20 protein-coding genes are annotated in these 22,898 nt (G+C 46.5%); 9 read left to right on the plus strand and 11 right to left on the minus strand.

Features of this window, described 5'->3' with window-relative positions; all coding sequences use genetic code 11:
* Positions 1–26: 26 nt before the first annotated feature.
* The 5 genes from MUN53_RS04740 to MUN53_RS04760 all read right to left on the minus strand — a co-directional run bounded on the left by MUN53_RS04740 (position 27) and on the right by MUN53_RS04760 (position 5,624).
* The gene (locus MUN53_RS04740) at positions 27–779 is read right to left on the minus strand and encodes a GNAT family N-acetyltransferase (RefSeq protein WP_243323605.1); all 753 of its coding nucleotides are present in this window, start codon (positions 777–779) and stop codon (positions 27–29) included.
* Between the two features lie 315 nt (positions 780–1,094).
* Complete coding sequence (recA, locus tag MUN53_RS04745; RefSeq protein WP_022454794.1) at positions 1,095–2,135, minus strand: recombinase RecA; 1,041 nt, start codon at positions 2,133–2,135, stop codon at positions 1,095–1,097.
* A gap of 41 nt (positions 2,136–2,176) precedes the next feature.
* Positions 2,177–2,635, minus strand: a complete 459-nt coding sequence (gene bcp / locus MUN53_RS04750; protein ID WP_022454795.1) for a thioredoxin-dependent thiol peroxidase — start codon at positions 2,633–2,635, stop codon at positions 2,177–2,179.
* 153 nt (positions 2,636–2,788) lie between these two features.
* Positions 2,789–3,325 (minus strand): flavodoxin family protein, encoded by a 537-nt coding sequence (locus MUN53_RS04755; protein ID WP_243323607.1) that lies wholly within the window; start codon positions 3,323–3,325, stop codon positions 2,789–2,791.
* A 703-nt stretch (positions 3,326–4,028) separates the two neighbouring features.
* Complete coding sequence (locus MUN53_RS04760; protein WP_243323609.1) at positions 4,029–5,624, minus strand: aspartate:alanine exchanger family transporter; 1,596 nt, start codon at positions 5,622–5,624, stop codon at positions 4,029–4,031.
* Between the two features lie 150 nt (positions 5,625–5,774).
* On the opposite strand from MUN53_RS04760, the gene truA reads away from it, so the two are divergent.
* The 3 genes from truA to MUN53_RS04775 are packed head-to-tail and all read left to right on the plus strand — an operon-like array spanning position 5,775 to position 8,095.
* Positions 5,775–6,527 (plus strand): tRNA pseudouridine(38-40) synthase TruA, encoded by a 753-nt coding sequence (gene truA / locus MUN53_RS04765; protein ID WP_243323610.1) that lies wholly within the window; start codon positions 5,775–5,777, stop codon positions 6,525–6,527.
* 21 nt (positions 6,528–6,548) lie between these two features.
* Positions 6,549–7,445: a DMT family transporter gene (locus MUN53_RS04770; protein WP_243323612.1), complete on the plus strand. Its 897-nt coding sequence runs from the start codon at positions 6,549–6,551 to the stop codon at positions 7,443–7,445.
* Positions 7,442–8,095: a DUF3256 family protein gene (locus MUN53_RS04775; protein WP_243323614.1), complete on the plus strand. Its 654-nt coding sequence runs from the start codon at positions 7,442–7,444 to the stop codon at positions 8,093–8,095. Before MUN53_RS04770 ends, MUN53_RS04775 begins: the two co-directional genes overlap by 4 nt.
* 104 nt (positions 8,096–8,199) lie before the next feature.
* Here the strand turns inward: MUN53_RS04775 and MUN53_RS04780 are convergent, their stop codons facing one another.
* From MUN53_RS04780 to MUN53_RS04800, 4 genes are all read right to left on the minus strand, one after another.
* Positions 8,200–8,724: a Crp/Fnr family transcriptional regulator gene (locus tag MUN53_RS04780; protein ID WP_243323615.1), complete on the minus strand. Its 525-nt coding sequence runs from the start codon at positions 8,722–8,724 to the stop codon at positions 8,200–8,202.
* 75 nt (positions 8,725–8,799) lie between these two features.
* Positions 8,800–9,705: a hypothetical protein gene (locus tag MUN53_RS04785; protein WP_243323617.1), complete on the minus strand. Its 906-nt coding sequence runs from the start codon at positions 9,703–9,705 to the stop codon at positions 8,800–8,802.
* A 97-nt stretch (positions 9,706–9,802) separates the two neighbouring features.
* On the minus strand, positions 9,803–10,987 hold the full coding sequence (locus tag MUN53_RS18330; RefSeq protein ID WP_317236339.1) for a mechanosensitive ion channel family protein: 1,185 nt from the start codon (positions 10,985–10,987) through the stop codon (positions 9,803–9,805).
* A gap of 130 nt (positions 10,988–11,117) precedes the next feature.
* Positions 11,118–13,145 carry a sialate O-acetylesterase gene (locus MUN53_RS04800; RefSeq protein WP_243323620.1) on the minus strand — a complete coding sequence of 676 codons (2,028 nt, stop codon included), beginning with the start codon at positions 13,143–13,145 and terminating at the stop codon, positions 11,118–11,120.
* Between the two features lie 193 nt (positions 13,146–13,338).
* Between MUN53_RS04800 and guaA (MUN53_RS04805) the strand changes: the two genes are divergently transcribed.
* Together guaA (MUN53_RS04805) and guaA (MUN53_RS04810) are read left to right on the plus strand one after the other, a co-directional pair.
* Entirely contained in the window at positions 13,339–14,859 is a 1,521-nt protein-coding gene (gene guaA, locus MUN53_RS04805; RefSeq protein WP_243323621.1) for a glutamine-hydrolyzing GMP synthase, read from the plus strand.
* Between the two features lie 57 nt (positions 14,860–14,916).
* Entirely contained in the window at positions 14,917–16,224 is a 1,308-nt protein-coding gene (guaA, locus tag MUN53_RS04810) for a glutamine-hydrolyzing GMP synthase (RefSeq protein ID WP_243323622.1), read from the plus strand.
* A 298-nt stretch (positions 16,225–16,522) separates the two neighbouring features.
* Here the strand turns inward: guaA (MUN53_RS04810) and MUN53_RS04815 are convergent, their stop codons facing one another.
* A complete protein-coding gene (locus tag MUN53_RS04815; RefSeq protein WP_243323623.1) occupies positions 16,523–18,199 on the minus strand; it encodes a putative transporter in 1,677 nt (558 codons plus the stop codon).
* Between the two features lie 109 nt (positions 18,200–18,308).
* Here MUN53_RS04815 and MUN53_RS04820 point away from each other — a divergent pair, with 109 nt between their 5' ends.
* Positions 18,309–19,124, plus strand: a complete 816-nt coding sequence (locus MUN53_RS04820; protein ID WP_243323624.1) for a peptidylprolyl isomerase — start codon at positions 18,309–18,311, stop codon at positions 19,122–19,124.
* 2 nt (positions 19,125–19,126) lie between these two features.
* On the plus strand, positions 19,127–19,525 hold the full coding sequence (locus MUN53_RS04825; protein ID WP_243323626.1) for a hypothetical protein: 399 nt from the start codon (positions 19,127–19,129) through the stop codon (positions 19,523–19,525).
* A gap of 36 nt (positions 19,526–19,561) precedes the next feature.
* On the opposite strand, the gene MUN53_RS04830 is transcribed toward MUN53_RS04825, so the two are convergent.
* Positions 19,562–20,491, minus strand: coding sequence for a magnesium transporter CorA family protein (locus MUN53_RS04830; protein WP_243323628.1), 930 nt, complete (start codon positions 20,489–20,491; stop codon positions 19,562–19,564).
* A gap of 560 nt (positions 20,492–21,051) precedes the next feature.
* Here MUN53_RS04830 and MUN53_RS04835 point away from each other — a divergent pair.
* Together MUN53_RS04835 and MUN53_RS04840 are read left to right on the plus strand one after the other, a co-directional pair.
* A complete protein-coding gene (locus tag MUN53_RS04835) occupies positions 21,052–21,963 on the plus strand; it encodes a DUF2156 domain-containing protein (protein ID WP_243323638.1) in 912 nt (303 codons plus the stop codon).
* Positions 21,964–21,968: 5 nt separating this feature from the next.
* Positions 21,969–22,895 (plus strand): GNAT family N-acetyltransferase, encoded by a 927-nt coding sequence (locus MUN53_RS04840; RefSeq protein ID WP_243323629.1) that lies wholly within the window; start codon positions 21,969–21,971, stop codon positions 22,893–22,895.
* Positions 22,896–22,898: the final 3 nt, after the last annotated feature.

Raw genomic sequence — 22,898 nt, forward strand, 5'->3', positions numbered from 1 at the left:
AGTGTAATAACTCTACTTTTCCTTTTTTATTGCCTTCTTTTGCTAAGATGGATTAAAAATCGTTTCCAAAGATTCAGTTTTCCTTTGCTGATGGCAAAATAAGGAGTTTGCCGGGCTCCGAATTCGCGGAAGAAACGTTCTACACCGGGAATCATGGAACCTTCGAAGTCGAAGTGATCGGTAAAGGCTGCTATTTCCTGCATGGCTTTCCACATCACGAGGCTGTGTGCGCCCGATTGCCGGAGTGCCGGATTGCCTCCGCCGGCCAGGTAATAGGCTGAGTTTTCCTGCCAGACGATGAAGACGGCTGCGTGCAGCTGGCCGTTGGCGTCATAACCGCCCCAGATGTCTCCCTGGTTTCGTTGGCGGCACACTTCGATGAGCTGACGCAATACGGCTTCTCCTTTGGGTGCTGCCAGCCGTTGGCGCTGGAAGGTCTGACGCTGGATCCCGATAAACTCGTCTGCCGGGATGTTCCGCCGAACCTGTATCTGATATTTCTTTTCTGCCTTGATGATGTTTCTCCGGGTTTGCTGGCTCATGTTTTCCCAGATGCGTGACGGTTGCCGCAAGCCACTCAGCAGATAGGTGTAGCGGGTTGTCTGCCGGAAACCTTGCCAGTAGAAGGGCAGCCAGTCGGTTATTGTCCAGGCAAAGTTTTGCTGGAACACGTGCAGATGGGCTAATTGCGAGGCCAGTTCTCCGAGGATGACTTGTCTTTTTCCCAGCAGGCTGGTGTATTTGCTGTCGGCCGAGGCCGCTGCGATCCATGGTCCCATGGTTTGGGTATAGGCAGGCATGACGACATAGCCCGGGCGCGGCATATACAGGGGCATGGCAGCCTCGATGGTGCCCAGCTTGTCGTGAAGGAGCAACACGTCCCATTGTTCCTGGCCGCATACAATATCCAGCCACCAGTCCCGTGAGAAGATGGGAATGGACTTTTCCTGCTGGCACAGCTGCCGGTAGATTTCTTTCGACGTCATGGCTGGGTAATGTAGAGTTTGTCTTCTTTTTAACAAGTAAGTTGGCAAATGAATGTAACTGCGTTACCCACTTGCCAACTTGTTATGAATATATCGATGGATTCTTTCTTAGCCTTTCAATGCCTGGAAGATCAGCTGAGCCAGCTCGTCGGCCAGTTCCGGATTGTCGGCAATGCATTGTTTGGCAGCATCGCGTCCTTGTCCCAGTTTGGCATCGTTGTAGCTGTACCACGAACCGCTCTTCTTGATGATGTTCAGTTCGCTGCCCAGGTCGATGATTTCACCCGAACGCGAAATACCTTCGCCGAACATGATGTCGAACTCGGCTTTCCGGAATGGAGGTGCCACCTTGTTCTTCACTACCTTCACGCGGACCTGGTTTCCTTTCACTTCATCTCCGTCTTTTAATTGTCCGATGCGGCGGATATCCAGGCGGACAGAAGCATAGAACTTCAGGGCATTACCACCGGTGGTCGTTTCGGGATTGCCGAACATGACACCGATCTTGTCGCGTAGCTGGTTGATGAAGATACAGGTCGTGTTCGTCTTGTTGATGGCTGCCGTCAGCTTGCGCAGAGCCTGCGACATCAGACGGGCCTGCAAGCCCATTTTGCTGTCGCCCATGTCGCCTTCCAGTTCCGCTTTCGGAGTCAGAGCCGCCACAGAGTCGATCACGATGATATCTACTGCCGACGAGCGGATCAGCTGTTCGGCAATTTCCAATGCCTGCTCGCCGCTGTCGGGCTGTGAGATCCAGAGGTTTTCTACATCCACACCCAGTTTCTCGGCATAGAAACGGTCGAAAGCATGTTCTGCGTCGATAAAGGCAGCGATACCGCCGGCTTTCTGGGCTTCGGCAATGGCATGGATGGCCAATGTTGTCTTACCGGATGATTCCGGACCATAAATTTCAATGATGCGTCCTTTCGGATAACCGCCTACACCCAGTGCAGCGTCGAGCGCGATGGAACCCGTCGGGATCACCTCTATATTTTCGATGTTTTCATCTCCCAGTTTCATGATAGAGCCTTTCCCATAATTCTTCTCTATCTTTTCCATAGCGGCACGCAACGCTTTCAGCTTGTCGGCGTTCACGGCAGGTTTTGTTCCTTCTGCTTTTTCTTCGAATAAGTTATCTTCTTTTGCCATAAAATATATTGTTTATGTTGTACTGGTTCTTGGATTTGACGTTATAGGGCCAGAATCTGGTTCGCATGATCCTTGGTCTTTACTTCTTTCGGACCGATGATCCGCTCGATCACGCCGTTTTCGTCGATGATGAAGGTCGTGCGCAGCGTACCCATATACGTTCTTCCGCACATCTTCTTTTCTGCCCATACGCCGAATGTCTGTTGCAGGGTTGTTTCTGTATCAGCGATGAGGTTGAAAGGCAGGTTCTGCTTGCTGATGAATCCCTGGTGCGACTTGGCGCTGTCTTTGCTCACGCCCACCACTTCATAGCCGGCTGCCTTCAATGCGTCATAACCGTCGCGCAGGCTGCAGGCTTCGGCCGTACAACCCGATGTATTGTCTTTCGGATAGAAATACAATGCCAGTTTCTTGCCGGCAAAGTCACTTATCTTTATTTCGTTACCATTCTGGTCTGTTCCCAATACTTCAGGAACTTTATCTCCCACTTGTAATGCCATAGACTGATTCGTTTAATATTAAGTTGTTTAGATTCAGATCCGCTGCCCGTAGCAGACAGGCAAGGTTTATCTGAATGTGTAAAATACGCACACAAAGCTATAAAAAATAACAGAAAATCCGAGAGTATTGTTCCCACAAATAATACATTTCCGCTAAATATGTTTACCCAAGATACGTGCCTGTTCGGGGTAAGGCGTATCTTCAATGGCTGCCCGGTCGTACACGCCGGTGGCCAGAATCTGTCCGGCATCTTCCCAGTGCAAATACTGGCAGATGGCTTTGTAGTGTGCTACCAACGGTTCCATAACCCACTCTTCCGCGTCGCCGCAGGTTGCCAGTAGGACGGCTTTTTTCGGTTTGCTCCTCAGCAGGTCGTTGATGGCAAAGAAGCGGTCGATAACCTTTTTCAATTGGGCCGACATACCAAAATAATAAACGGGAGTCACGAATACCACCATATCGGCAGCAATCAGTTTGTCCCAAACCAGCTCCATGTCATCTTCTTGAATACACTTATGGTTGTTTTTCCGGCAATAATAACATGCCAGGCAAGGTTGCGTTACCTGAAAGATGGTATCAAACCGAAAAACTTCGTGCCCGGCTTCCAAAGCCCCGGCAATAAAATTATCTGCTAATAATGCTGAAGTCCCTTTTTTATGAGGGCTTCCCGTAATTACAAGTATTTTCATGTGTTTTTTATAGTAATCGCTAAGTGTAACATTAATTGTAACTGAAATGTCATACAATATTCGTAAAATTATTGCATATATGCAACAATATAGTCCAAAATCAGAATTCCGACCGCTTTTTCCGCTTTGTCATTTTGTCAAAATGCCCCTTTCAGAATTCCATGATTTCGGAGTTGCCTGTAAGTAACTTGCTTCGGTTCGATTTTCAGGGAGTTGAGCATTTACATGCTGATATGGAAAGAGGGGAGATCGTGTTATTCTGATTTTTGTATTCGCCGGAATAAGGGATAAAAACGTGTCCCGTGTTAGTTAGTGGATATAAATGCTGCCAAAATGATATTTTGTTTGAGGGCTTTGGATGAGAGAAAATTGAAGTAAAATCGTTCAGAAAAAGAGGTAAAATGTATTTGAACAGCCCTTTTTTTAGGAAATTTGGGAGTTTTGTTTACGTTTCTAGGCAGGAATGAGTTAAAATACGCCGGCTTTTTGTTCAAAGATGGTTATGAATTAGCGAAAATCTAGGCATGAAAAAGTGGAAAATGAATAGGAAAAACGGATGTTTTTGATCAAAAATGGATGAAAATATACTAATTTTCTCGTTTTTTTGTTCGAAAAGCCAAAATGAGAGTTAGTATAAAAAGAATTAAACAGACTTTTTGTCTGCAAAAAGCCTGTTTAATGTACTATTTGTAAAAAGGCTTGTTTAGATAACCCCTGCAATGAACTGGATGAACAAGATCAGGAAGACCATGGCAATGGGATAGACCGTAGCGTAGGCAATGCTGGGTGCCGAGCTGTCGGCCATCGAATCGGCTGCTGCCAGTCCGGGTGTGCTGGTCATTCCTCCGGCAATGGTTCCGAGCAGGTCGAGGATATTTATTTTGAATACCCAGTATCCGAACACCAGGGCGACGATCATCGGAACGAGGGTGATGGCCATCCCGACACCAAACAGTGTCCAGCCGCTTTCCTGGAATGTAGCAACCAGGTTACTTCCGGCCGATGTGCCGACTTCACTTAAGAAGAACAGCAGACCGAGCTGGCGCAAGAGCTGGTTGGCCGGTCCGGACATACTCCAGATAATAGGGCCGGTCTTTCCGACGGCGCTTAAAATAAGAGCCACCATCAGGATGCCTCCGGTCAGTCCGGGCGAGAAGGAGAAGCTGTCGGAGAAAGAGAGGCTCAGTTTTCCGAACAATACACCCAGCACGATACCCATCGCGATGGGGAAGAAGTCGGTATCCGAGAGTTTCTTTTCGTCGTTGCCCACATATTGACTCAATTCATCCAGGCTTTGTTTCTCACCAGCCACCATCAGTTTGTCGCCAAACTTGAGTGCCAGGTTCGGCTCGGCAATCAGGTCGATGCCGCTTCGGCGCACGCGCGTCACGGTACAGCCGAACGAGCTTTGCAGGTTCAGTTCACCCAGCGTATGGCCGATGATGTTTTTATTGGTTAGCAATAACGATTGCAGCTCCTGCGTCTGTGTGAAAGGAATATCCTCGTCCACTTGCTCGCCGATCAGCAGCTTGACCTGTTCGAACGAGCGGTCGTTGCCCACTACGCGGATCAAGTCGTCTTTCTTCAGTACCGAATGAGCCGTAGGGATGATAATCTCTGCTCCGTGCTTGATGCGCGAAACCACGGCGCCCGTCATGTTGCGGAACTGAAGCTGGGCGATACTCTTGCCGATGACCTTCTGGTTCTCTACCCGAAACGTGGCCCGGTTCAGTTCTGGGAACTGGCCCCGGCGTTCTATTTCCAGCTTCCGGGCTTCGGCCTCGACATCAATCCGCAGCAGCTTGGGCAGCAGCTTGACGAACAGGATCACGCCGATCACACCGAAAGGATAGGCGATACCATAGGCGATGGAAGCCGATGACGACTGGGTAGTATCGATGGCAACAGCCAGACCCGGCGTACTGGTCAGGGCTCCGGCTATCAGGCCCACGATGCTGGGCGTATCAATGCCCAGGGCATATTTGAAGATGATCCCGGTGATGCTGGCCGAACCGACAATGAGCAGCGCCAGGATGATGAGTGTTTTCCCTTTCGAACGGAAAGAATCGAAGAAACCCGGACCTGCCTGGATTCCGATGGTGAAGATGAAAAGCACCAGACCGATGTCGCCTAAGGCTTTGGGAATGGTTACTCCGAAGTGCCCGAACAGCAAAGCGATGAAGATAACGGCTGATACATCGAGCGAAAGGCCTTTGATCTTGATCCGTCCCAGGATAAATCCGAGCGAGATGATCAGGAACAAGGCGAAATAGGAAGTCTGCAATAAAGATTCAAACATAATTGTGCAATTTGTTAAGATGTTATGAAGGTTTATTTTTTGCAAAAATAGGTATTTCAGTGGGATGTACAAGGTCATAGCCGGATTTCTTTGTACCTTTGCCTTGAAAATAGCATTCTTAGGAACGTATTTCGTACTAAACTTATGCCTGTGAAAAGATACTTTATTTATTTAGGATATAACGGCAAATCCTTTTGTGGATGGCAGATACAGCCGAACGGCATGACCGTACAGCAATGTATTGAAGAAGCACTTTCGACCATCCTCAGACAGCCGGTTTCGATTGTGGGTGCCGGACGGACGGATGCCGGCGTGCATGCCCGCCTGATGGTGGCCCATTTTGACTGGACAGAAACTTTGCCTGACCCGGCTTTTCTGGCAGACAAGCTGAACCGCCTGTTGCCGAAAGACATTGTGATTTATCGGATTGTGCCGGTGATTCCTGAGGCACACGCCCGTTTTGATGCCACTTCCCGAACGTATCAGTATTACCTGACGATGCAGAAAGATCCTTTCCGCTATGATTTGGTGTACCGTTATCTGGGGAAACTGGACTTCGACCGTATGAACGAGGCTTGCCGGGTGCTGTTCGACTATGTGGATTTTACCAGCTTCAGCAAGTTGCACACCGATGTCAAGACCAACAATTGCCGTATTTATGAGGCAGGCTGGAAGCAGGAAGGCGATTTGTGGGTCTTCACGATCCGGGCCGACCGTTTCTTGCGGAATATGGTGCGTGCCATTGTGGGAACGCTGCTGGAAGTGGGGCGCGGCAAGATGTCGGTCGACGGTTTCCGCCAGGTGATCGAAGCCAAAGACCGGGGCAAAGCCGGCACATCGGCTCCGGGCCATGCCCTGTATCTGGTGAATGTGACTTATCCCGACCGATTATTCGAAGTATAACCAAACAAAAACTCAAGAAATATGTGGGTTCTTTATGCTTTTCTGTCTGCTTTTCTGCTGGGCTGTTACGAGGTGAATAAGAAGATGTCGCTCAACAGGAATGCAGTGATTCCGGTATTGTTTTTCAATACGCTGTTCAGCAGTCTGATATTCTTGCCCTTTATTGTGCTTTCCTATACGACAGATGTGTTGGACGGCTCGCTGCTCTATGTACCCCGCGTGTCGTTTGAAACCCATGTCGCTGTATTCATCAAGGCCGTGATAGTCCTTTCCTCGTGGATCTTCGGCTATTTTGCCCTGAAGCATCTGCCGTTGACTTTGTCCGGACCAATCAAGGCGACGCAGCCGGTACTGACACTGGTGGGCGCGCTGGTGATCTTCGGTGAGCGGCTGAATCTGTATCAGTGGATCGGTGTGGCCTTTGCGGTCGCCTCGTTTTATCTGCTCTCGGTCTCGGGAAAGAAAGAAGGCATCCGCTTCACCCACAACAAGTGGATTTATTTTACCGTCCTGTCGGTGATGCTGGGCTCATTGAGCGGTTTGTACGACAAATACCTGATGGGCAGTCTGGACGTGATGACCGTGCAGGTGTGGTTTAACGTCTATCAGTGTGCCATCATGCTGGCGATCCTGCTTTTCCTGTGGTATCCGCGACGGAAACACACCACGCCTTTTACCTGGCGGTGGAATATTATCTTCATATCCGTCTTCCTTTGTATTGCTGACTGGGTGTATTTTTATGCCCTGAGTGATCCGGATTCGATGATTTCGATCGTCTCGATGATCCGTAGAAGTAATGTTTTGGTTACCTTTGCGGCCGGAGCTTTGTTCTTCCATGAAAAGAATCTGAAGAACAAGGCAATCGACCTGCTGTTGGTTTTGATAGGTATGATATTCTTATATTTGGGAACAAGATGATAAAGATAGAAGAACGTATGAAACGAATCGTATTATTATGCCTGCTGGTGATGAGTGTGTTGCCGTTGAAAGCGCAGGATATGGCAGCGGTGTTTATCGCGATGCCCGACGAATATGTTCCGCAACTGGAAGATGCCTGGCGGAAAGATCTGGTGGATTTGTATCGCTCTAACGAGAAAGCGCGGTTGAAGAACAACATGAACGGATATTCGACATTGGAAAAGCTGACCGATAACTACTTGTTGTTGCAATCGACGGAACGGACCACGATCGAGATGAAACTCTTGCCGCTGGTCAATAATACGTTTGTGATCTGCCAGGTAGTGACGGTGAAAGGGCCGGTGGCCGATAGCCGCGTGTCGTTCTTTTCACCCGACTGGAAACCGCTGGATGCGACTGATATGCTGACTCCCGTTGCAGCTGACTGGTTTATCCGGGAAGATGCCGACAAGTCGTCGGTCACTTATATCGAATCGACATCCCGCTTGGACATGGATCTGTTCCGTTTCCAACTGAGTCCGGACGATTATACCCTGACACAAACCTATACGACGCCGGAGTATTTGGATAAGGAAACCCAGAAGAAGCTGAAGCCCTTCCTGAAAGATACACCGAAAGTATTCACCTGGAAGAAATCCAGCTTTGAATAACTGCCGAAAGGTTGGAATCCCTGATAGAAATGCCAATAAGCGCCGGCTGTCAGTGCACGAGCACAACAAGCCGGCGCTTATTGTATAATATAGATTCTCTTTCTCTAAAGACTGAAGATGCGGCGTTTCAGCTTGCAATACCAAGATGTGCTGATGCCCATGTAGAGCGCGATGTATTTATCTGGAACACGGTTGATGATCCATTTGTAGTGCTCGTACAAATATTTGATAAACTCTTCGGCTGTATAAGATTGCAGGATGGCGAACATCATATAGAGTTTGGAGATGATGACCAACATCGCACGCTGATAATAAGACGCGAAAAGCGGATAGCGAAGAGACAGGTCTTCGATCGAGACGCGCGAGAAACACAGCAGCTCACTGTCTTCGAGCGCCTTGATCTCGAAGCTGGAAGGTGTCTGAGTGATGTAGCTGATTTCGGAAAGGAAAGGATACTGATCGTCGGAAGAGAAACCGGTGACACATTCCTTCCCCTTGTCTGTCATGAAGATATTGACGAAAAGCCCTTTGTTGATGAAATAGGCGTTCTGGCAGACTTCGCCGGTGCGGAGCAATAAATCGCCCTTCTTGAGCGTGATGACACGGGCATGACTCTTCAACTCATTCACAAAAACATCGTCTTGAGCCAGGGCCTCAGGTAAATCCGCCAGCAAACGCGTAAAAGGCTTCTCCGGATTCATCCGTTATTCTTCGAGCGTGAAAGAACGTTGACCAATCAGATTGCCATCGGCAAAGATATCTACCCGATAAGTACCCGGAGAGAGGAACTCTTCGATGTTCCAGTACATCGTTACCGGAACTTCTTCGCCTTCGTATTCGATCATTTTCTTGATTGAATAATTGATGTCTTTGCCTTCGAACGTGAAGACATCGCCCCGGCTTTTCACCAGGATATCATCGTCGGGTTTCATGATGCGGACATAAACGACTTTTTCGCCGACCGGAGCCATCACATTCTTGGCGATCTTGAAGTTGATGACAAACTGTTCCATCTTCTTGATCCGCTTGGCCAGTTTGCCGCGCGAATTGACCGGTGTGACCGAAATACTCGTTGCATCGAGTTTGCTGGCCAACGTTACCCGTTCGGTCAACTTCTCTTTTTCCCGTTTCAGGCTGGCTGCCGTTGTAGAAGCCTGGCGATATTTCTTGACTGCTTCGTTCTTTTCCACCTTCAGCTGTTCGTTCGCCCGGTTCAGTGAGTCGATCTGGATCACATAATTGCGCATGATCTTCCGCAAAGTAGCCAACTCTTTCTTCAGGCGGGCAATTTCTTTGGCATTGGTTGATTTGACGGTACGCAACTCTTCCATCAGGCGTTGTACCTTGGCTTGTTCGGTTGTCAATAAAGCAACCAGAGAGTCATTGCTGACACTGAATTTATATCCTTCGTATTGCAGGGAAAGCTCATTCAGGTCGTCGGCCATCATTTCCTTTTCCAAGTCGAACGACTGAGTCATTTCTTCCATTTGCTGTTGCTGATGGAATATATAATAAGCAGCTCCTGCTATCACCAAAATCAGAATAATAACTGCCAAAATCAGCATTGACATTTTATTTATCTCTTTCGTCTCTTTCTTTTCTGAATCCATACTCTTAAAGTTCCTAAAAATAAACACGCAAAAGTAGTATTAATTTAGTTATGAAGGAAAGCCCTCTCCGTATTTATATATTTTTAAGATGAAAACCTCAGATACTCCGGTTCATGCGTTCCAAATCCAGGCTGGAAGGCTTTTGATAAACCCGTAATCCGAAGGTGCCGATGACGGCAAACAGGTGTTCGAATACCTTGGCCTGCAGACGTTCGTAGGGAATCCAATCCTTGTGTGTCGTGAAGAAGTACAGTTCGACCGGCAGTCCTTCAGGCAGGGGCTGCAACTGACGGACCATCAGTGTCATTCCGGTATTCACTTCCTGCAAGCTCCGCAAGTAGCGCTCGATGTAATGGCAGAAAACATGGAGATTGACGATTTGACCACCGGCTTTTTCCGCTTCGCTGATCCAACCCTGTGCGGCGAAATAGTCCATTTCGTCGGCAGTACAAAAGCGGATCGAGTTCATGTCAATGTGAAGCGACCGTTTGATGCGTCGGCCACCGCTTTCGCGCATGCCCCGCCAGTTCTGGAAGGAATCGCTGACCAAGGCGTATGGCGGAATCGTTGTTATCGTATTATCCCAGTTTTGCACCTTGACCGTATTCAAGGTGACTTCCTGCACGATGCCGTCAGCTCCATACTTCGGCATGGAAATCCAGTCGCCCGGACGAAGCATATCGTAGGCACTTAGTTGCACACCGGCCACCAGACCCATGATCGTGTCTTTAAACACCAACATCAGAATAGCCGCCGAAGCACCCAGGCCGGTGAGCAGGCGGCTAGGATCTTTATCCAGCAACAAGCTGAAGATGATGATAGCGCCGACTCCGATCACAACCATTTTCATCATCTGATAAACTCCTTTCAGCGGACGGTCTTTCAGTTTGTCGCTCCGGTTCGACAATTCGTAAAGCGAAGAAATGACCGCATTGATCAGCCGCACTGTGACCACCACAATATAGATCTGCGAGAACATCAGCAGATAAGATAATAATGGCGACTGCGGCGGAAAGGCGAGGGGAAGCAACAGGTAAATGACGATCGGCGGAATCAGGTGACAGGTATTGTCGAGCACCTTGTCGTTCAGTAGATAATCATCCCATTCAATCTTGGTCTTGCGGACCACTTTCCGGATCATCGGGATAATTCCCCGGCGACAGACATAATCGAGTATAAACGCAATCACCAGGATCGCTGCTACTGTTACTATTTGCAGCATGATGCCATGAATGCCCCAGGCATGCAGTGTATCCACCCATTTATTTGATAGTTCCATCATCGTCTTTTCTTTTTCCGGCAAATTTACCATAAATGCTGATTCAATCGTCAGCGTCGGGACTTAAAATGAAAAAGGAGATACCTTTCTCTTCGAAGATATCTCCTTTTCAGTCGGGGAAATCAAATCCTCCTTATTTCACTTGCTTCAGGCTTTCCAGCCACATGGCTGCATGCAGATCCTGCCCTTTGGTAGAGAAATGGATGCCATCGGCCCGTTGCCAAAGCTGGTTCAACTGGTCGGTGTCTGGTCCTAAGTAAATATCCGGATACTGATCGGCCAATGCCTTTTGTGCCGCCCGGATTTCGGCGCTGTTGCCGTTGTCTTCTTCCAGGCAATTCGGATGATAGCTGGCCTGTGCGATGACGATCGGCGCCTTGATACCTCGTGAGCGGAACACTTCGCGGATTGTCTCGAACATGCGGATATAATCAGCTTTTGGCGTATTCAGGATATTGTCGGTCTCGCCTTGGTGCCACAAGATATAATCCGGTTCGATCCGGTCTTTCTTCATTTGTTCAACGGTGCGGATCAGCAGTTCGTGCAATTCGCCACCTTTAGCCCACGCCCCGATGCGGACACCGCCCACACCAATCGGGACGATTGTCACCTTTTCTGTCATTCCGGCTTCGATCAGCTTGTCTCCCAGTCGGGTCCAGACACTGCCGCCTTCACCTGTTGCACCGATCAGTGGATCGGCAGCCTGGTATAATTTGCCGTCGTAGTAATTATAGACCGTCTTGGCAGGCTGATACAAACCCTGTCCGTGATTAGCCGAATTCGATTGCCCGAACGTGAATAGAACCATGCTGCCTTTCGCCTGGTCTAAAGACTGCACCTGTTGGTTCTCAGCCCACTCTTTCAACATGTTCATGGCAGTAAACAAGACACCAGCCTCGCCCCGGAATGTGCCGGAACCTTTAGGTTCGCCACCCGGCGTGTACCATTCATAGAAACCTTGGTTGCTGACAATGCGCCGTAACATTGGTAAGATTTCGGTATAAGCTTCCCGGATAAAACCATTCTCTATCAGTGCCTGGATCATTCGTCCGCCAAACCAAGTCCAGTCGCCTCCGTTCTGATAGCCATACGGATACATGCCCACATTTTTGAATGAGCCGGCCGGATAAGTCGGATACATCGTCAGACCGATGGTCTGTGCATGCGCAGCTTTCATATTCTCCAGCATCTTCTGGTTGGCTTCTTTGATTTCCTCTTTCGAGAGCAGGCCAGCCAGGATGGCAATAGTGGTTCCACCATGATAATAGATCTGATTCTCATCGAAACTGGCCGGGAAAGGAGAGCCGTCAAGATAGATATGCGGAATGAACTTGCGGTTCTTTTCGTCCCACAAGTGTGTACGGATATTCTTCTTCAACTCGTCGCGCACCTGTGTCCACTTCTGTTGTTTGGCTGTATTGCTTTCCAGTTCCAGGTAATTGTTCAGCGCCAAGACCATCATGGCGTTGTCGTAAATATCGATGGAAAAATGAGTATCCTTGTCGATCTCGACGCCCCACGGATGTTCCGGTTGCACATCGCCCCAGTCGGCTGTTGTCGCACCGATCAACAATCCGTATTGCTTGTTATACTTCTCGTTGAGGAGATATTCCAACGCCCATTCCATCCGTTCGAGGACCGTTTTGCCTTCAATCTTCGTCTGTAGATAGGCCGTGTTGCCGCTCCGCTTTACATATTTATAAATAGCCTGGATCAACGAAGCCTCCTGATCCGTTTCCACGGTGTTCTTGTGTGCCGCAAAGCGAGGTTCCGTTTCCGACAGGCGATATTTATATCCACCTTCTTTTCCTATTTCCGCTTTCTTGATATCCAGGAAACCATCTACAATATCCCCGGTTTTCCCCTGGAAATGAAAGAATGTATTCAGATTGGAACGGATGGCTTCGTCGGGCATGACTTCCATGGCCAGTTCGATAAAAGTATTATAGTCGCGTATCCAGACTTCGCCATATCCGTCGCCGGCATTAAATCCGCCGGAAGCAACTTGGCGAGCCATCTGGTCCACTTGCGTCATTAAGCCTTCGTTCAGAATTTGTTTCTGCAGTACATGAACTTCTTCGGGCGACGATTGTGCCGTCAGTGAGAACACCGAAAACAAACCGGAAATTCCAGCTAGTAAAAAAGGTTTAATCTGTATCATGATCCTTCGATTGTTTAGTTAATATCCTGGTTGCAAAAGTAGTTGGAAAAGCCAGAACCGGAACGATAATTTCTTCCGAATTAATTATACTATATTCTTTTTCCGTTGGCTGACGGAAGAAATCGGCCGGGGTCCTGTAGAATCAGGCAATATTTTATTACCTTTGCACAAATATTCTAATAAAGATAATCGCATGCACGAAAGACTTATCATTCTTGATTTCGGTTCGCAGACTACGCAGCTCATAGGCCGGCGCGTCAGAGAGTTGAATATGTACTGCGAAATCGTTCCCTACAACAAGTTTCCGCATGATGCAACAGATGTAAAAGGTGTGATCCTCTCTGGAAGTCCTTATTCTGTTTATGATGAAAGTGCCTTTAAAATTGATCTGAGTCAGATTCGTGGTAAATATCCGGTGCTGGGTATTTGCTATGGTGCACAATTTATTGCCTATTCATCCGGCGGAAAAGTAGAACCAGCCAACTCGCGCGAGTATGGCCGGGCCAACTTGACTTCTATTGATGAAAATGATCCTTTATTTAAAGGTATTCAGTCGGGTTCACAAATTTGGATGTCGCATGGTGATACGATCACACAGTTGCCAGACAACTTCAAGATCATAGCTAGCACAAATGATGTGCAGAATGCGGCTTATCATATTGAAGGTGAAAATACATGGGGCGTACAATTCCATCCGGAAGTATTCCATTCGACTGACGGAACCAAGTTACTCGACAATTTCTTGAATATCTGTGGTTGCGCCAAGGATTGGACTCCTGCTTCTTTCATCGAGTCGACAGTTGTCGAACTGAAAGAAAAGCTGGGTGACGACAAAGTGATTCTGGCTTTATCCGGAGGTGTTGATTCGTCGGTGACTGCTGTTCTGCTGAATAAAGCGATCGGTAAAAACCTGACTTGTATCTTTGTCGATCATGGTTTGCTGCGAAAGAATGAATTCGAAAACGTATTGCGCGATTATGAACATCTGGGATTGAACGTGATCGGTGTCAATGCAAAGGACAAATTCTATCGTGAGCTGGCTGGTGTAACTGAGCCGGAAAAGAAACGTAAGATAATCGGTAAAGGTTTCATCGATGTGTTTGATGAAGAAGCACACAAGCTGAAAGATATTAAATGGTTGGGACAAGGAACCATCTATCCGGATGTGATCGAATCTTTATCAATTACCGGAACAACAATCAAGAGTCATCATAATGTAGGTGGTCTGCCAGCAAAGATGAACCTGAAGCTGGTAGAACCTTTGCGCCTGTTGTTTAAGGATGAGGTTCGCCGGGTTGGTATCGAATTGGGTATGCAGGAACATCTGATCAAGCGTCATCCGTTCCCAGGTCCTGGTTTAGGTATTCGTATTTTGGGTGATATTACACCTGAGAAAGTACGCATCCTGCAAGAGGCAGATGATATTTATATGTCATTGATGCGTGAATGGGGCTTGTATGACAAGATCTGGCAGGCAGGAGCAATCTTGTTGCCTATCCAGTCGGTTGGTGTGATGGGTGACGAACGTACGTATGAAAATACAGTTGCCTTGCGAGCAGTTACTTCGTCGGATGCCATGACGGCAGACTGGGCTCATTTGCCATACGAATTCCTGGCCAAGGTTTCTAACGAGATCATCAATAAAGTAAAAGGTGTCAACCGCGTAGTGTATGACATCAGCTCAAAACCACCTGCAACAATCGAGTGGGAATAAGCTAAGGCATTAACTTTTATCTGATTATTAACTTACAACAATATAGGAGATATATCTATGAAACAAGATATGATTATCATCTTAGACTTGGGTAGTCATGAAAACACGGTTTTGGCAAGAGCCATTCGTGCGTTGGGAGTTTATAGTGAAATCTATCCGCACGATATTACTGCCGAAGAAATCAAGAAATTGCCGAATGTAAAGGGTATCATTATCAATGGTGGTCCCAATCATATTATTGATGGTGTGGCTATTGATGTGCGTCCAGAGATTTATACATTAGGTATTCCTGTCATGTCAGCCGGACACGACAAGGCTTTGTGTGAGACAAAATTACCGGAATTCAATAATGATATGGAGGCTATTCAGTCGGCCGTTAAGTCATTTGTATTCGATGTATGTCATGCAGAAGCCAATTGGAATATGCCGAACTTCATCAACGATCAGATTGAACTGATCAGACGTCAGGTTGGCGACCGGAAGGTGTTGTTGGCTTTGTCGGGTGGTGTTGACAGTTCTGTAGTGGCTGCTTTATTGCTGAAGGCTATTGGTAACAATTTGGTTTGCGTACATGTAAATCACGGTTTAATGCGTAAAGGAGAATCGGAAGCTGTTGTGGAAGTATTCAAGCATCAGATGAAAGCGAACCTGATCTATGTAGATGCAACTGATCGTTTCCTGAATAAGCTGGCAGGTGTGGCTGATCCGGAACAGAAACGGAAGATCATCGGTGGTGAGTTTATCCGCGTATTTGAAGAAGAAGCCCGCAAGTTGGATGGTATCGATTTCTTGGGTCAAGGTACTATTTATCCGGATATTGTTGAGAGTGGTACAAAAACAGCCAAGATGGTGAAGTCTCATCATAATGTAGGCGGTCTGCCTGATGACCTGAAGTTCGAATTGGTTGAACCTTTGCGCCAGTTGTTCAAGGACGAAGTTCGTGCTTGTGGCTTAGAATTAGGTTTGCCTTACGAAATGGTATATCGTCAGCCGTTCCCTGGTCCTGGATTAGGTGTCCGTTGTTTGGGAGCGATTACTCGCGACAGACTGGAAGCTGTTCGGGAAGCAGACGCTATTTTGCGTGAAGAATTCCAGTTGGCTGGATTAGACAAGAAGGTTTGGCAATACTTTACGGTAGTTCCAGACTTCAAGTCAGTAGGAGTCAGAGATAATGCCCGTTCATTTGAATGGCCGGTTATCATCCGTGCTGTCAATACAGTAGATGCTATGACGGCTACAATCGAACCGGTTGATTGGCCTATCTTGATGAAGATCACAGATCGTATTCTGAAAGAAGTGCCGCATGTGAACCGTGTTTGCTACGATATGTCGCCGAAACCTAATGCGACAATCGAATGGGAATAAACAGATAGCCTTTTATAAAAAGGTATAGATTTAAAATTGATATGTAAAGCCTCAAGTGCGTTTCTGCAGTTGAGGCTTTATTTTTTATATGTAGTTGTATATTTGATTAAACATCTAGTTACACATTCGCGGCAACTAATTCTTTTTATTCTGGCTTTAAACGAAGTAACCCATTAAATACTCCGTATTTATTGGTTAGTGTTATCAATAACTCAGATACAATATGGTTATAAAAAAGCGGACATTCCGTTCGGTTTCCCTTCGAAATGTCCGCCATATAAATTAAAATAATGAGAAATTAGGCGAAGAATAGAATCATTAATTGAGCCGTCAATACACGTAAGAACATGGTTAACGGATAAACAGTTGCATAACCTACTGACGGAGCATCGTTTCCAGCTGTTGCATTTGAATAAGCCAATGCTGGCGGGTCAGTTGTACTTCCGGCAATTAATCCCATTAATGTGAAGTAATTGATCTTGAAGAAATAACGGGCAACACAACCAATGATCAGCAACGGAACAACAGTTATGATGAAACCGTAGCCAATCCACGCAACACCGCCATCGTTAACAATCGTATCGACGAAGCCTTCACCGGCACTTAAACCAACGCAGGCCAGGAACATCGCAATACCTACTTCCCGAAGCATCAGGTTGGCACTTTGTGTTGTATAGGTAATCAGCTTGTAGTGATAACCGAAACGGCTGATCAGGATCGCTACAATCAGCGGACCTCCGGCAAGACCTAACTTCACTGGTTGAGGAATACCCGGGAATGTAAATGGGATACTTCCTAAGATAATACCTAATGCAATACCAACGAAGATAGTGATCAGATTCGGCTCATTCAGGCGCTTCATAGAGTTACCCAATACTTTCTCTACATTTGATACGGCTGTTTCAGTACCTACTACATTAACGCGGTCACCGACTTGCAGACTTAAATTCGGTTTCGCAACCAAGTCAACACCGGCACGGTTGATTCGGGTAATGTTGATACCATATAGTTTACGCAATTTCAGGTCTCCTAAACGTTTTCCGTTCAATTCCGGTTTCGTGATCAGGATACGGCGGTTGACAAACTGACTTTCCATACGGATCCACTGCTTACGCTCCATGTCGATGGCTTCACCGATGAAGATCTTGATCTTTTCCGCATCTTGTTCTGTCGTAATCACGAAGATCTTATCGTTTTCGTGTAATACCGTATTGGCCGAAGCAATGTCGATTTGCTTATCGCTGTCTCTCCAGATTCGGGAAATAACGAAGTCGGTATGTTCGAGTAAAGAAGAGATTTCAGCTACTGTCTTATTGAAAATGGCCGGATTCTTTACGACCAGTGAAATCGGAATAGCTCCGTTGGCGTGTGAAGTCTCGGCTTGTTCGAGCTGTTCGTTTTCTTTCTGGAAAGAAATCCGGAAGATGTAACGGATAACGATAATAGAAAGAATGATACCAACAACACCCAGCGGATAAGCAACGGCATATCCCAGCGGAATAGAGTTCTCACTCACGCCATACATATCAGAATAAGCCTGCTGGGCAGCACCTAATCCCGGCGTATTGGTAACAGCTCCCGATAAGATACCGACCATTGTCGGAATAGGGATTCCTGTGATGAAGTGTATCACCAAAGCTGTGGCCACTCCTAATAAGACGATTCCTCCGGCCAGCATGTTTAAGGTGACACCACCTTCCTTAAAAGAAGAAAAGAAACCCGGTCCTACTTGCATTCCGACTGAATACACGAACAAGATCAGACCAAACTCTTTGAAATAATGAATTACGTGCGGATTAATGGTTATTCCGAAATGTCCCATGATAATCCCAACAAACAACACGAGCGTGATACCCAGGGATACTCCGAAAACCTTTATTTTCCCCAATTGGATACCCGCTGCAATCACAAAAGATAACAACAGAATGGAATGCCCAACTCCTTGGCCCCATATCAAATCATTAATCCAATTCATACTAATACCATTAAAAAACTTAAATTCCTCTAATAAGTGTGCAAAGGTAATACTATTTTTTTGTTTCAACAACATAAAGTCTTAACTTTACCCGATAAAACATAAAAAAATGAAACACCTTATCTTTTTATTAATCTTCAGTCTGGCGGGTGCTTTTGCCTGCCCGTTGAAAGCCAATGAACCGGTTGTTACGATTACAACCAATGTAGGAGTGATGAAAGCCAAGTTGTACGACAATGTTCCGAACCATGTGAAAACGTTCATCGAACGGGCCAAAAAAGGAGAATATAACGGAACTCTTTTTACGCGGGTGATTAAAGATTTCATGATACAAGGTGGTGCGCCTGATTCCCGAAACGCTTCTCCGGGAGCACGGGTTGGTTTCGGTGATAAAGATGCCGAGATCTTGCCGGAACTTCGTCCGGAATATTTTCATAAGAAAGGTGCACTGGCGGCTCCGCGACAGAATGATGACGTGAATCCGGAAAAGAAATCGGATATGTCGCAGTTCTTTATTGTGGAAGGAAAGGTTTACCGAAGCGGTGAATTGGATACCTTGGAAAAAGTAAAGAATTATGCAATCCGAAAGAAAGCACTCGATTTATATTATCGTCCGGTAAAAGTACAGTTGCAGATGCTTAAGATGGATAATCCGCGCGAATATAATAAGCGGGTTGCGGCAATCAATGCCAAAATCGACTCGATGATTCTGGCAACACCCGGTCATCTGGTATTTACCGACGAACAGAGAAAAGCCTATACGACAGTAGGCGGCTGCCACCATCTGGATGGTATTTATACGATTTTCGGCGAACTGACGGAAGGGTTTGAAGTATTGGATCAGATTGCTGCCCAGAAGACAGATAAGTATGACCGTCCGCTGAAAGATATCCGCATCGTTAGTATTACAGTAGAAAATGAATAAGTATGCTGAAAAGAGATTTTATCATGGTACAGATTGAAGAGTTGGGCAAGGCGCTTGCCCGGCTCGTGTTCAATCGGAAGAGCGGGAAAGATCTGGATAAGAATCCGGACCTGATCGAACAGGCTTTCACGGCATTGAAGACGGATTCGGCTTTTTTGCTGGGGCATTCGCCGGAAGAAATCGAACAGGCCTTGAACCAAGACGACGGCTGCGGGTTACAACGCCTGGAATTGGCGGCCAAACTCCTGATCGAAGACAGTTATGTATCCAGCCTTCCTTTTCCTTTATTAAATAAGGCGCAGGAACTTCTCTATTATCTTCAGATTCACGACTTGACCTATTCTGTTGAACGGATGATGCTTTTGCAGGAAGTGGAGCATGAATTGAGCCGGCAGGGATAATCGTTCCTGATTTTCCCTACCGGTATGCTGTGGTTCTTAGAACCATTTGATCTTCTTGAAAAGGACGAATGATAAACCTGACAAAACGACGGAAGCAATGACAATCCAAGCAAAGGCATGAGGCATCTCTTCCAGATGAATATCTACGTTCATACCATAGAAACTGGCTATTAACGTCGGAATCATCAGCGTGATGGAAAGACTGGTCATACGTTTCATGATGACGTTGACGTTGTTGGAGATGATGGAAGCGAAGGCATCCATGGTTCCTGTCAGAATATCACTGTAGATGTTGACGGTGTTGTAGGCCTGTTTCAGCTCGATCACTACATCTTCCACCAGATCTGCATCCAGATAATCCGTATCACTGAAGATCGTCTTCAGTTTTCCGATCAGTACCTCATTGCCACGGATGGAGGTATTGAAGTAAACCAATGTCTTCTGTAGTTTCATCAATCGCAGAAGATCTTCGTTCTTGATGCTTTTCTCCAGTTCTTTTTCAGCTGCCGTTACATCTACATTGATTTGTTTCAGGTATTTCAGAAACCAGACGGCCGATGAATAAATCAGGCGGAATATTAAGTCGAGCTTGTTTCGTACCAATACACTTTTCTTCCGGGTATGCTCGATGAAATCTGTCAGCATTTCCGAATGATAGTAGCAGATCGACACAATAATGTCGTTGTTGGTAATTACACCGAGTGGGACCGTCGTGAAAGGAATACCCGCCACGTCGCTCTGTACCGGAATACGTAAGATGGTAAGCAACCAGTCTCCTTCTACTTCCGTGCGTGAACGTTCGTCCACATCCGCAATGTCATCCAGAAATGATTCGGGAACACCCAAGGTTTTAGTCAGAAAATCGAAATCATCAGCATCCGGGCATTCAACATTCACCCAGCTGTTTGGAAGCCACTCTTGCTTTTCTACCAAGCCGGCTTCTCCACAATAAAGATAACCTCTCATCTTATTGCCTCCTTTCTCTTTTTAGGCCCGAAAAGAGGCATCTTCGAAATGTCTCTTCCGGAGTTAATAAATCAAATTACACGTTCGCGAATTGGAATCATCCATATTAGTCTTGTTTTCTGTCCAAACGATTCCGGCTGTTCATGCCGGGATACGATCGTTTTTCTTTATTATGGCGCAAAAGTAGTCATTTATTTTACATGTCCCAACAAGGCTGTTTACCCTATAAAGTTTTTATGCCACATTTAATATCCTTTTGCCAAAACCTGTTATCCGGTTTCTATTCCTATCGGAGTCGTCTATCAAAGATGTTATTCCAGTGACCAATTCTTTAATCCACGCCGTGGTTTACTTAGTTCACGTCGTGGATTAAGTAGTTCACGACGTGAACTAAAGAATTGTTCGGGAATACGAAAAGAATTTTTGCCTTTAACAGGAAGAATACGCAAGAGTGGTATATTTTTTGAAGGAAGATAAACAAAAGGGGATTTTTGTCAGTTTTGTATATGAAGCTGGTTTCAGAGATTCCAGATGGATTAATGATTAGAATTAAAAAGGATATGCAGTTAGATTTCAATCCGATTACCGTCGATGACAAAAAGACGATCACTTCTTTTACGTTGTCTTCTCCGTTGCGCAATTGCGATTTGGCTTTTTCCAATATGTGTAGCTGGCGTTTCCTGTATCAAAGTGAGTTCGCTGTCTATAAGAACTTTCTGTTGATTCGTTTCCGCATAGAAGATAAAAACCGGATCGCTTATATGCGGCCTATCGGAAGTGGCGACTTCAAGGACGCTTTATTGCAGTTGGAAGAAGATTCCTGGCAACACGGACATCCGTTGCTGATGCTGGGTGTGACACCTGTATCGAAAGATTTGCTGGAAGAGGCTTTCCCGGGCGAGTTTACTTACATTCCCGAGCGGGATTACTTTGATTATATTTACTTACGCGAAGATTTGGCCACCCTGAAAGGCAAGAAATTCCAGGCAAAGCGGAATCATGTCAATAAGTTCAAGAAGCAATATGCGTACGAATATGTCCCTTTGACGCCTGAACTGATACCCGAATGTCTGGAACTGGAAGCGAAATGGTACAAGGCAAACCGTACGGATGCGGATCAGGAAGAGTTGAGAGAAGAACGGCAGTCGATGATTTTTGCCCTTCAGCATTTTAAGGAACTGGATCTGATGGGCGGAGCAATCCGGATAGATAATCAGTTGGTGGCATTTACCTTTGGTTCGCCGATCAATCAGGATACGTTTGGCGTGCATGTCGAAAAGGCGGATACCCATTACGATGGAGCTTACAGCATCATCAATCAGGAATTTGCTTCCCGCATTCCCGAGCAATACCTTTATATAAATAGAGAGGAAGATCTGGGTATTCCCGGTTTGCGGCAGGCGAAGTTATCTTACAATCCGACGATATTGCTTCCGAAAGCCGCCGTTATCAAAAAGATTAAATCGGAATAAGGCCTATGGAGCGGAAAGATCAAATCATCCAGCTTTGGCGGTGCTGCTTTGAAGACAGCGAAGATTTTATCTACCGTTTCTTCAGTCAGGTTTATCAGGATCAAAATGCTTGGACGCTGGAGAAAGACGGGCGAATTGTCTGCGCCATGCAGTTACTTCCTTATACCATTAATTATTATGGCCAGTCGATTCCGGCTACCTATATATATGGTGTCTGTACACATCCGGATTATCGTCGGCGTGGCTATATGCATCAGCTGTTGGAACAAGCTTTTGTACGCTTGAAAGAGCAGGGTAGTGGATTGGCTTTTCTGATTCCGGCCCACGACTGGCTGTTCGACTGCTACCGGAAATCCGGTTTTACCGAAGCCTTTGGTTGCCGGCATGCGACCCAAACTTATCCGGCAATTCCTCCGTATCCGCTTGCCGGAGTGGAAGAGTTAACGGTTTCTGATTTGTATGCTGGCTGGCGTTATCTGGATCGGAAGTGGCGGGAAGAACCGGTTTCCATATTACATTCTTGGGAAGATTTCCAATTCCTTTACCAAGATATCATAGCCAGTGATGGAAAATGTTTCCTGTATCGGCAGGAACAAGAGATACAAGGTGTACTAATGGCTGTACCTTCCGGAGAAAAACTCTTCCTGCCTGAATGGAAAGCCGATACGGAATCAGTACGCGGTACCTTATTTCAGGCTGCAGCAGCTGTCTTTCAACGGCAGGAAATCGACTATCGTTTGCCGGGAAAGACAGCACGATATGGGATGGCACGTATTCTCTCTCCTGAGCGATTCCTATCGCGTTGGAAAGAGATGCATCCTGACAAACCATTGACGGACGAAGCCTGGCAAGCATGGTCTGTCCGGGAACAGACAACATGCTTACTGGATGAACCGGAATCGTCCGGTTATATGCGGTTGATGATGGACTGAAAG

Origin of the sequence: Parabacteroides faecalis (genome assembly GCF_022809355.1) — a bacterium.
In the GTDB taxonomy this organism is placed as follows: Bacteria; Bacteroidota; Bacteroidia; order Bacteroidales; family Tannerellaceae; genus Parabacteroides; species Parabacteroides faecalis.

Excerpts from the sequence above, each read along its gene's own strand:
- MUN53_RS04775 (WP_243323614.1), top strand. The coding sequence starts at position 7,442 with ATGATAAAGATAGAAGAACGTATGAAACGAATCGTATTATTATGCCTG.
- MUN53_RS04830 (WP_243323628.1), bottom strand. The coding sequence starts at position 20,491 with ATGAGAGGTTATCTTTATTGTGGAGAAGCCGGCTTGGTAGAAAAGCAA.
- MUN53_RS18330 (WP_317236339.1), bottom strand. The coding sequence starts at position 10,987 with ATGATGGAACTATCAAATAAATGGGTGGATACACTGCATGCCTGGGGC.
- MUN53_RS04755 (WP_243323607.1), bottom strand. The coding sequence starts at position 3,325 with ATGAAAATACTTGTAATTACGGGAAGCCCTCATAAAAAAGGGACTTCA.
- MUN53_RS04785 (WP_243323617.1), bottom strand. The coding sequence starts at position 9,705 with ATGGATTCAGAAAAGAAAGAGACGAAAGAGATAAATAAAATGTCAATG.
- MUN53_RS04815 (WP_243323623.1), bottom strand. The coding sequence starts at position 18,199 with ATGAATTGGATTAATGATTTGATATGGGGCCAAGGAGTTGGGCATTCC.
- guaA (WP_243323622.1), top strand. The coding sequence starts at position 14,917 with ATGAAACAAGATATGATTATCATCTTAGACTTGGGTAGTCATGAAAAC.
- MUN53_RS04825 (WP_243323626.1), top strand. The coding sequence starts at position 19,127 with ATGCTGAAAAGAGATTTTATCATGGTACAGATTGAAGAGTTGGGCAAG.
- recA (WP_022454794.1), bottom strand. The coding sequence starts at position 2,135 with ATGGCAAAAGAAGATAACTTATTCGAAGAAAAAGCAGAAGGAACAAAA.
- MUN53_RS04740 (WP_243323605.1), bottom strand. The coding sequence starts at position 779 with ATGGGACCATGGATCGCAGCGGCCTCGGCCGACAGCAAATACACCAGC.
- MUN53_RS04760 (WP_243323609.1), bottom strand. The coding sequence starts at position 5,624 with ATGTTTGAATCTTTATTGCAGACTTCCTATTTCGCCTTGTTCCTGATC.
- bcp (WP_022454795.1), bottom strand. The coding sequence starts at position 2,635 with ATGGCATTACAAGTGGGAGATAAAGTTCCTGAAGTATTGGGAACAGAC.
- MUN53_RS04840 (WP_243323629.1), top strand. The coding sequence starts at position 21,969 with ATGGAGCGGAAAGATCAAATCATCCAGCTTTGGCGGTGCTGCTTTGAA.
- guaA (WP_243323621.1), top strand. The coding sequence starts at position 13,339 with ATGCACGAAAGACTTATCATTCTTGATTTCGGTTCGCAGACTACGCAG.
- MUN53_RS04820 (WP_243323624.1), top strand. The coding sequence starts at position 18,309 with ATGAAACACCTTATCTTTTTATTAATCTTCAGTCTGGCGGGTGCTTTT.
- MUN53_RS04800 (WP_243323620.1), bottom strand. The coding sequence starts at position 13,145 with ATGATACAGATTAAACCTTTTTTACTAGCTGGAATTTCCGGTTTGTTT.
- MUN53_RS04770 (WP_243323612.1), top strand. The coding sequence starts at position 6,549 with ATGTGGGTTCTTTATGCTTTTCTGTCTGCTTTTCTGCTGGGCTGTTAC.
- MUN53_RS04835 (WP_243323638.1), top strand. The coding sequence starts at position 21,052 with ATGCAGTTAGATTTCAATCCGATTACCGTCGATGACAAAAAGACGATC.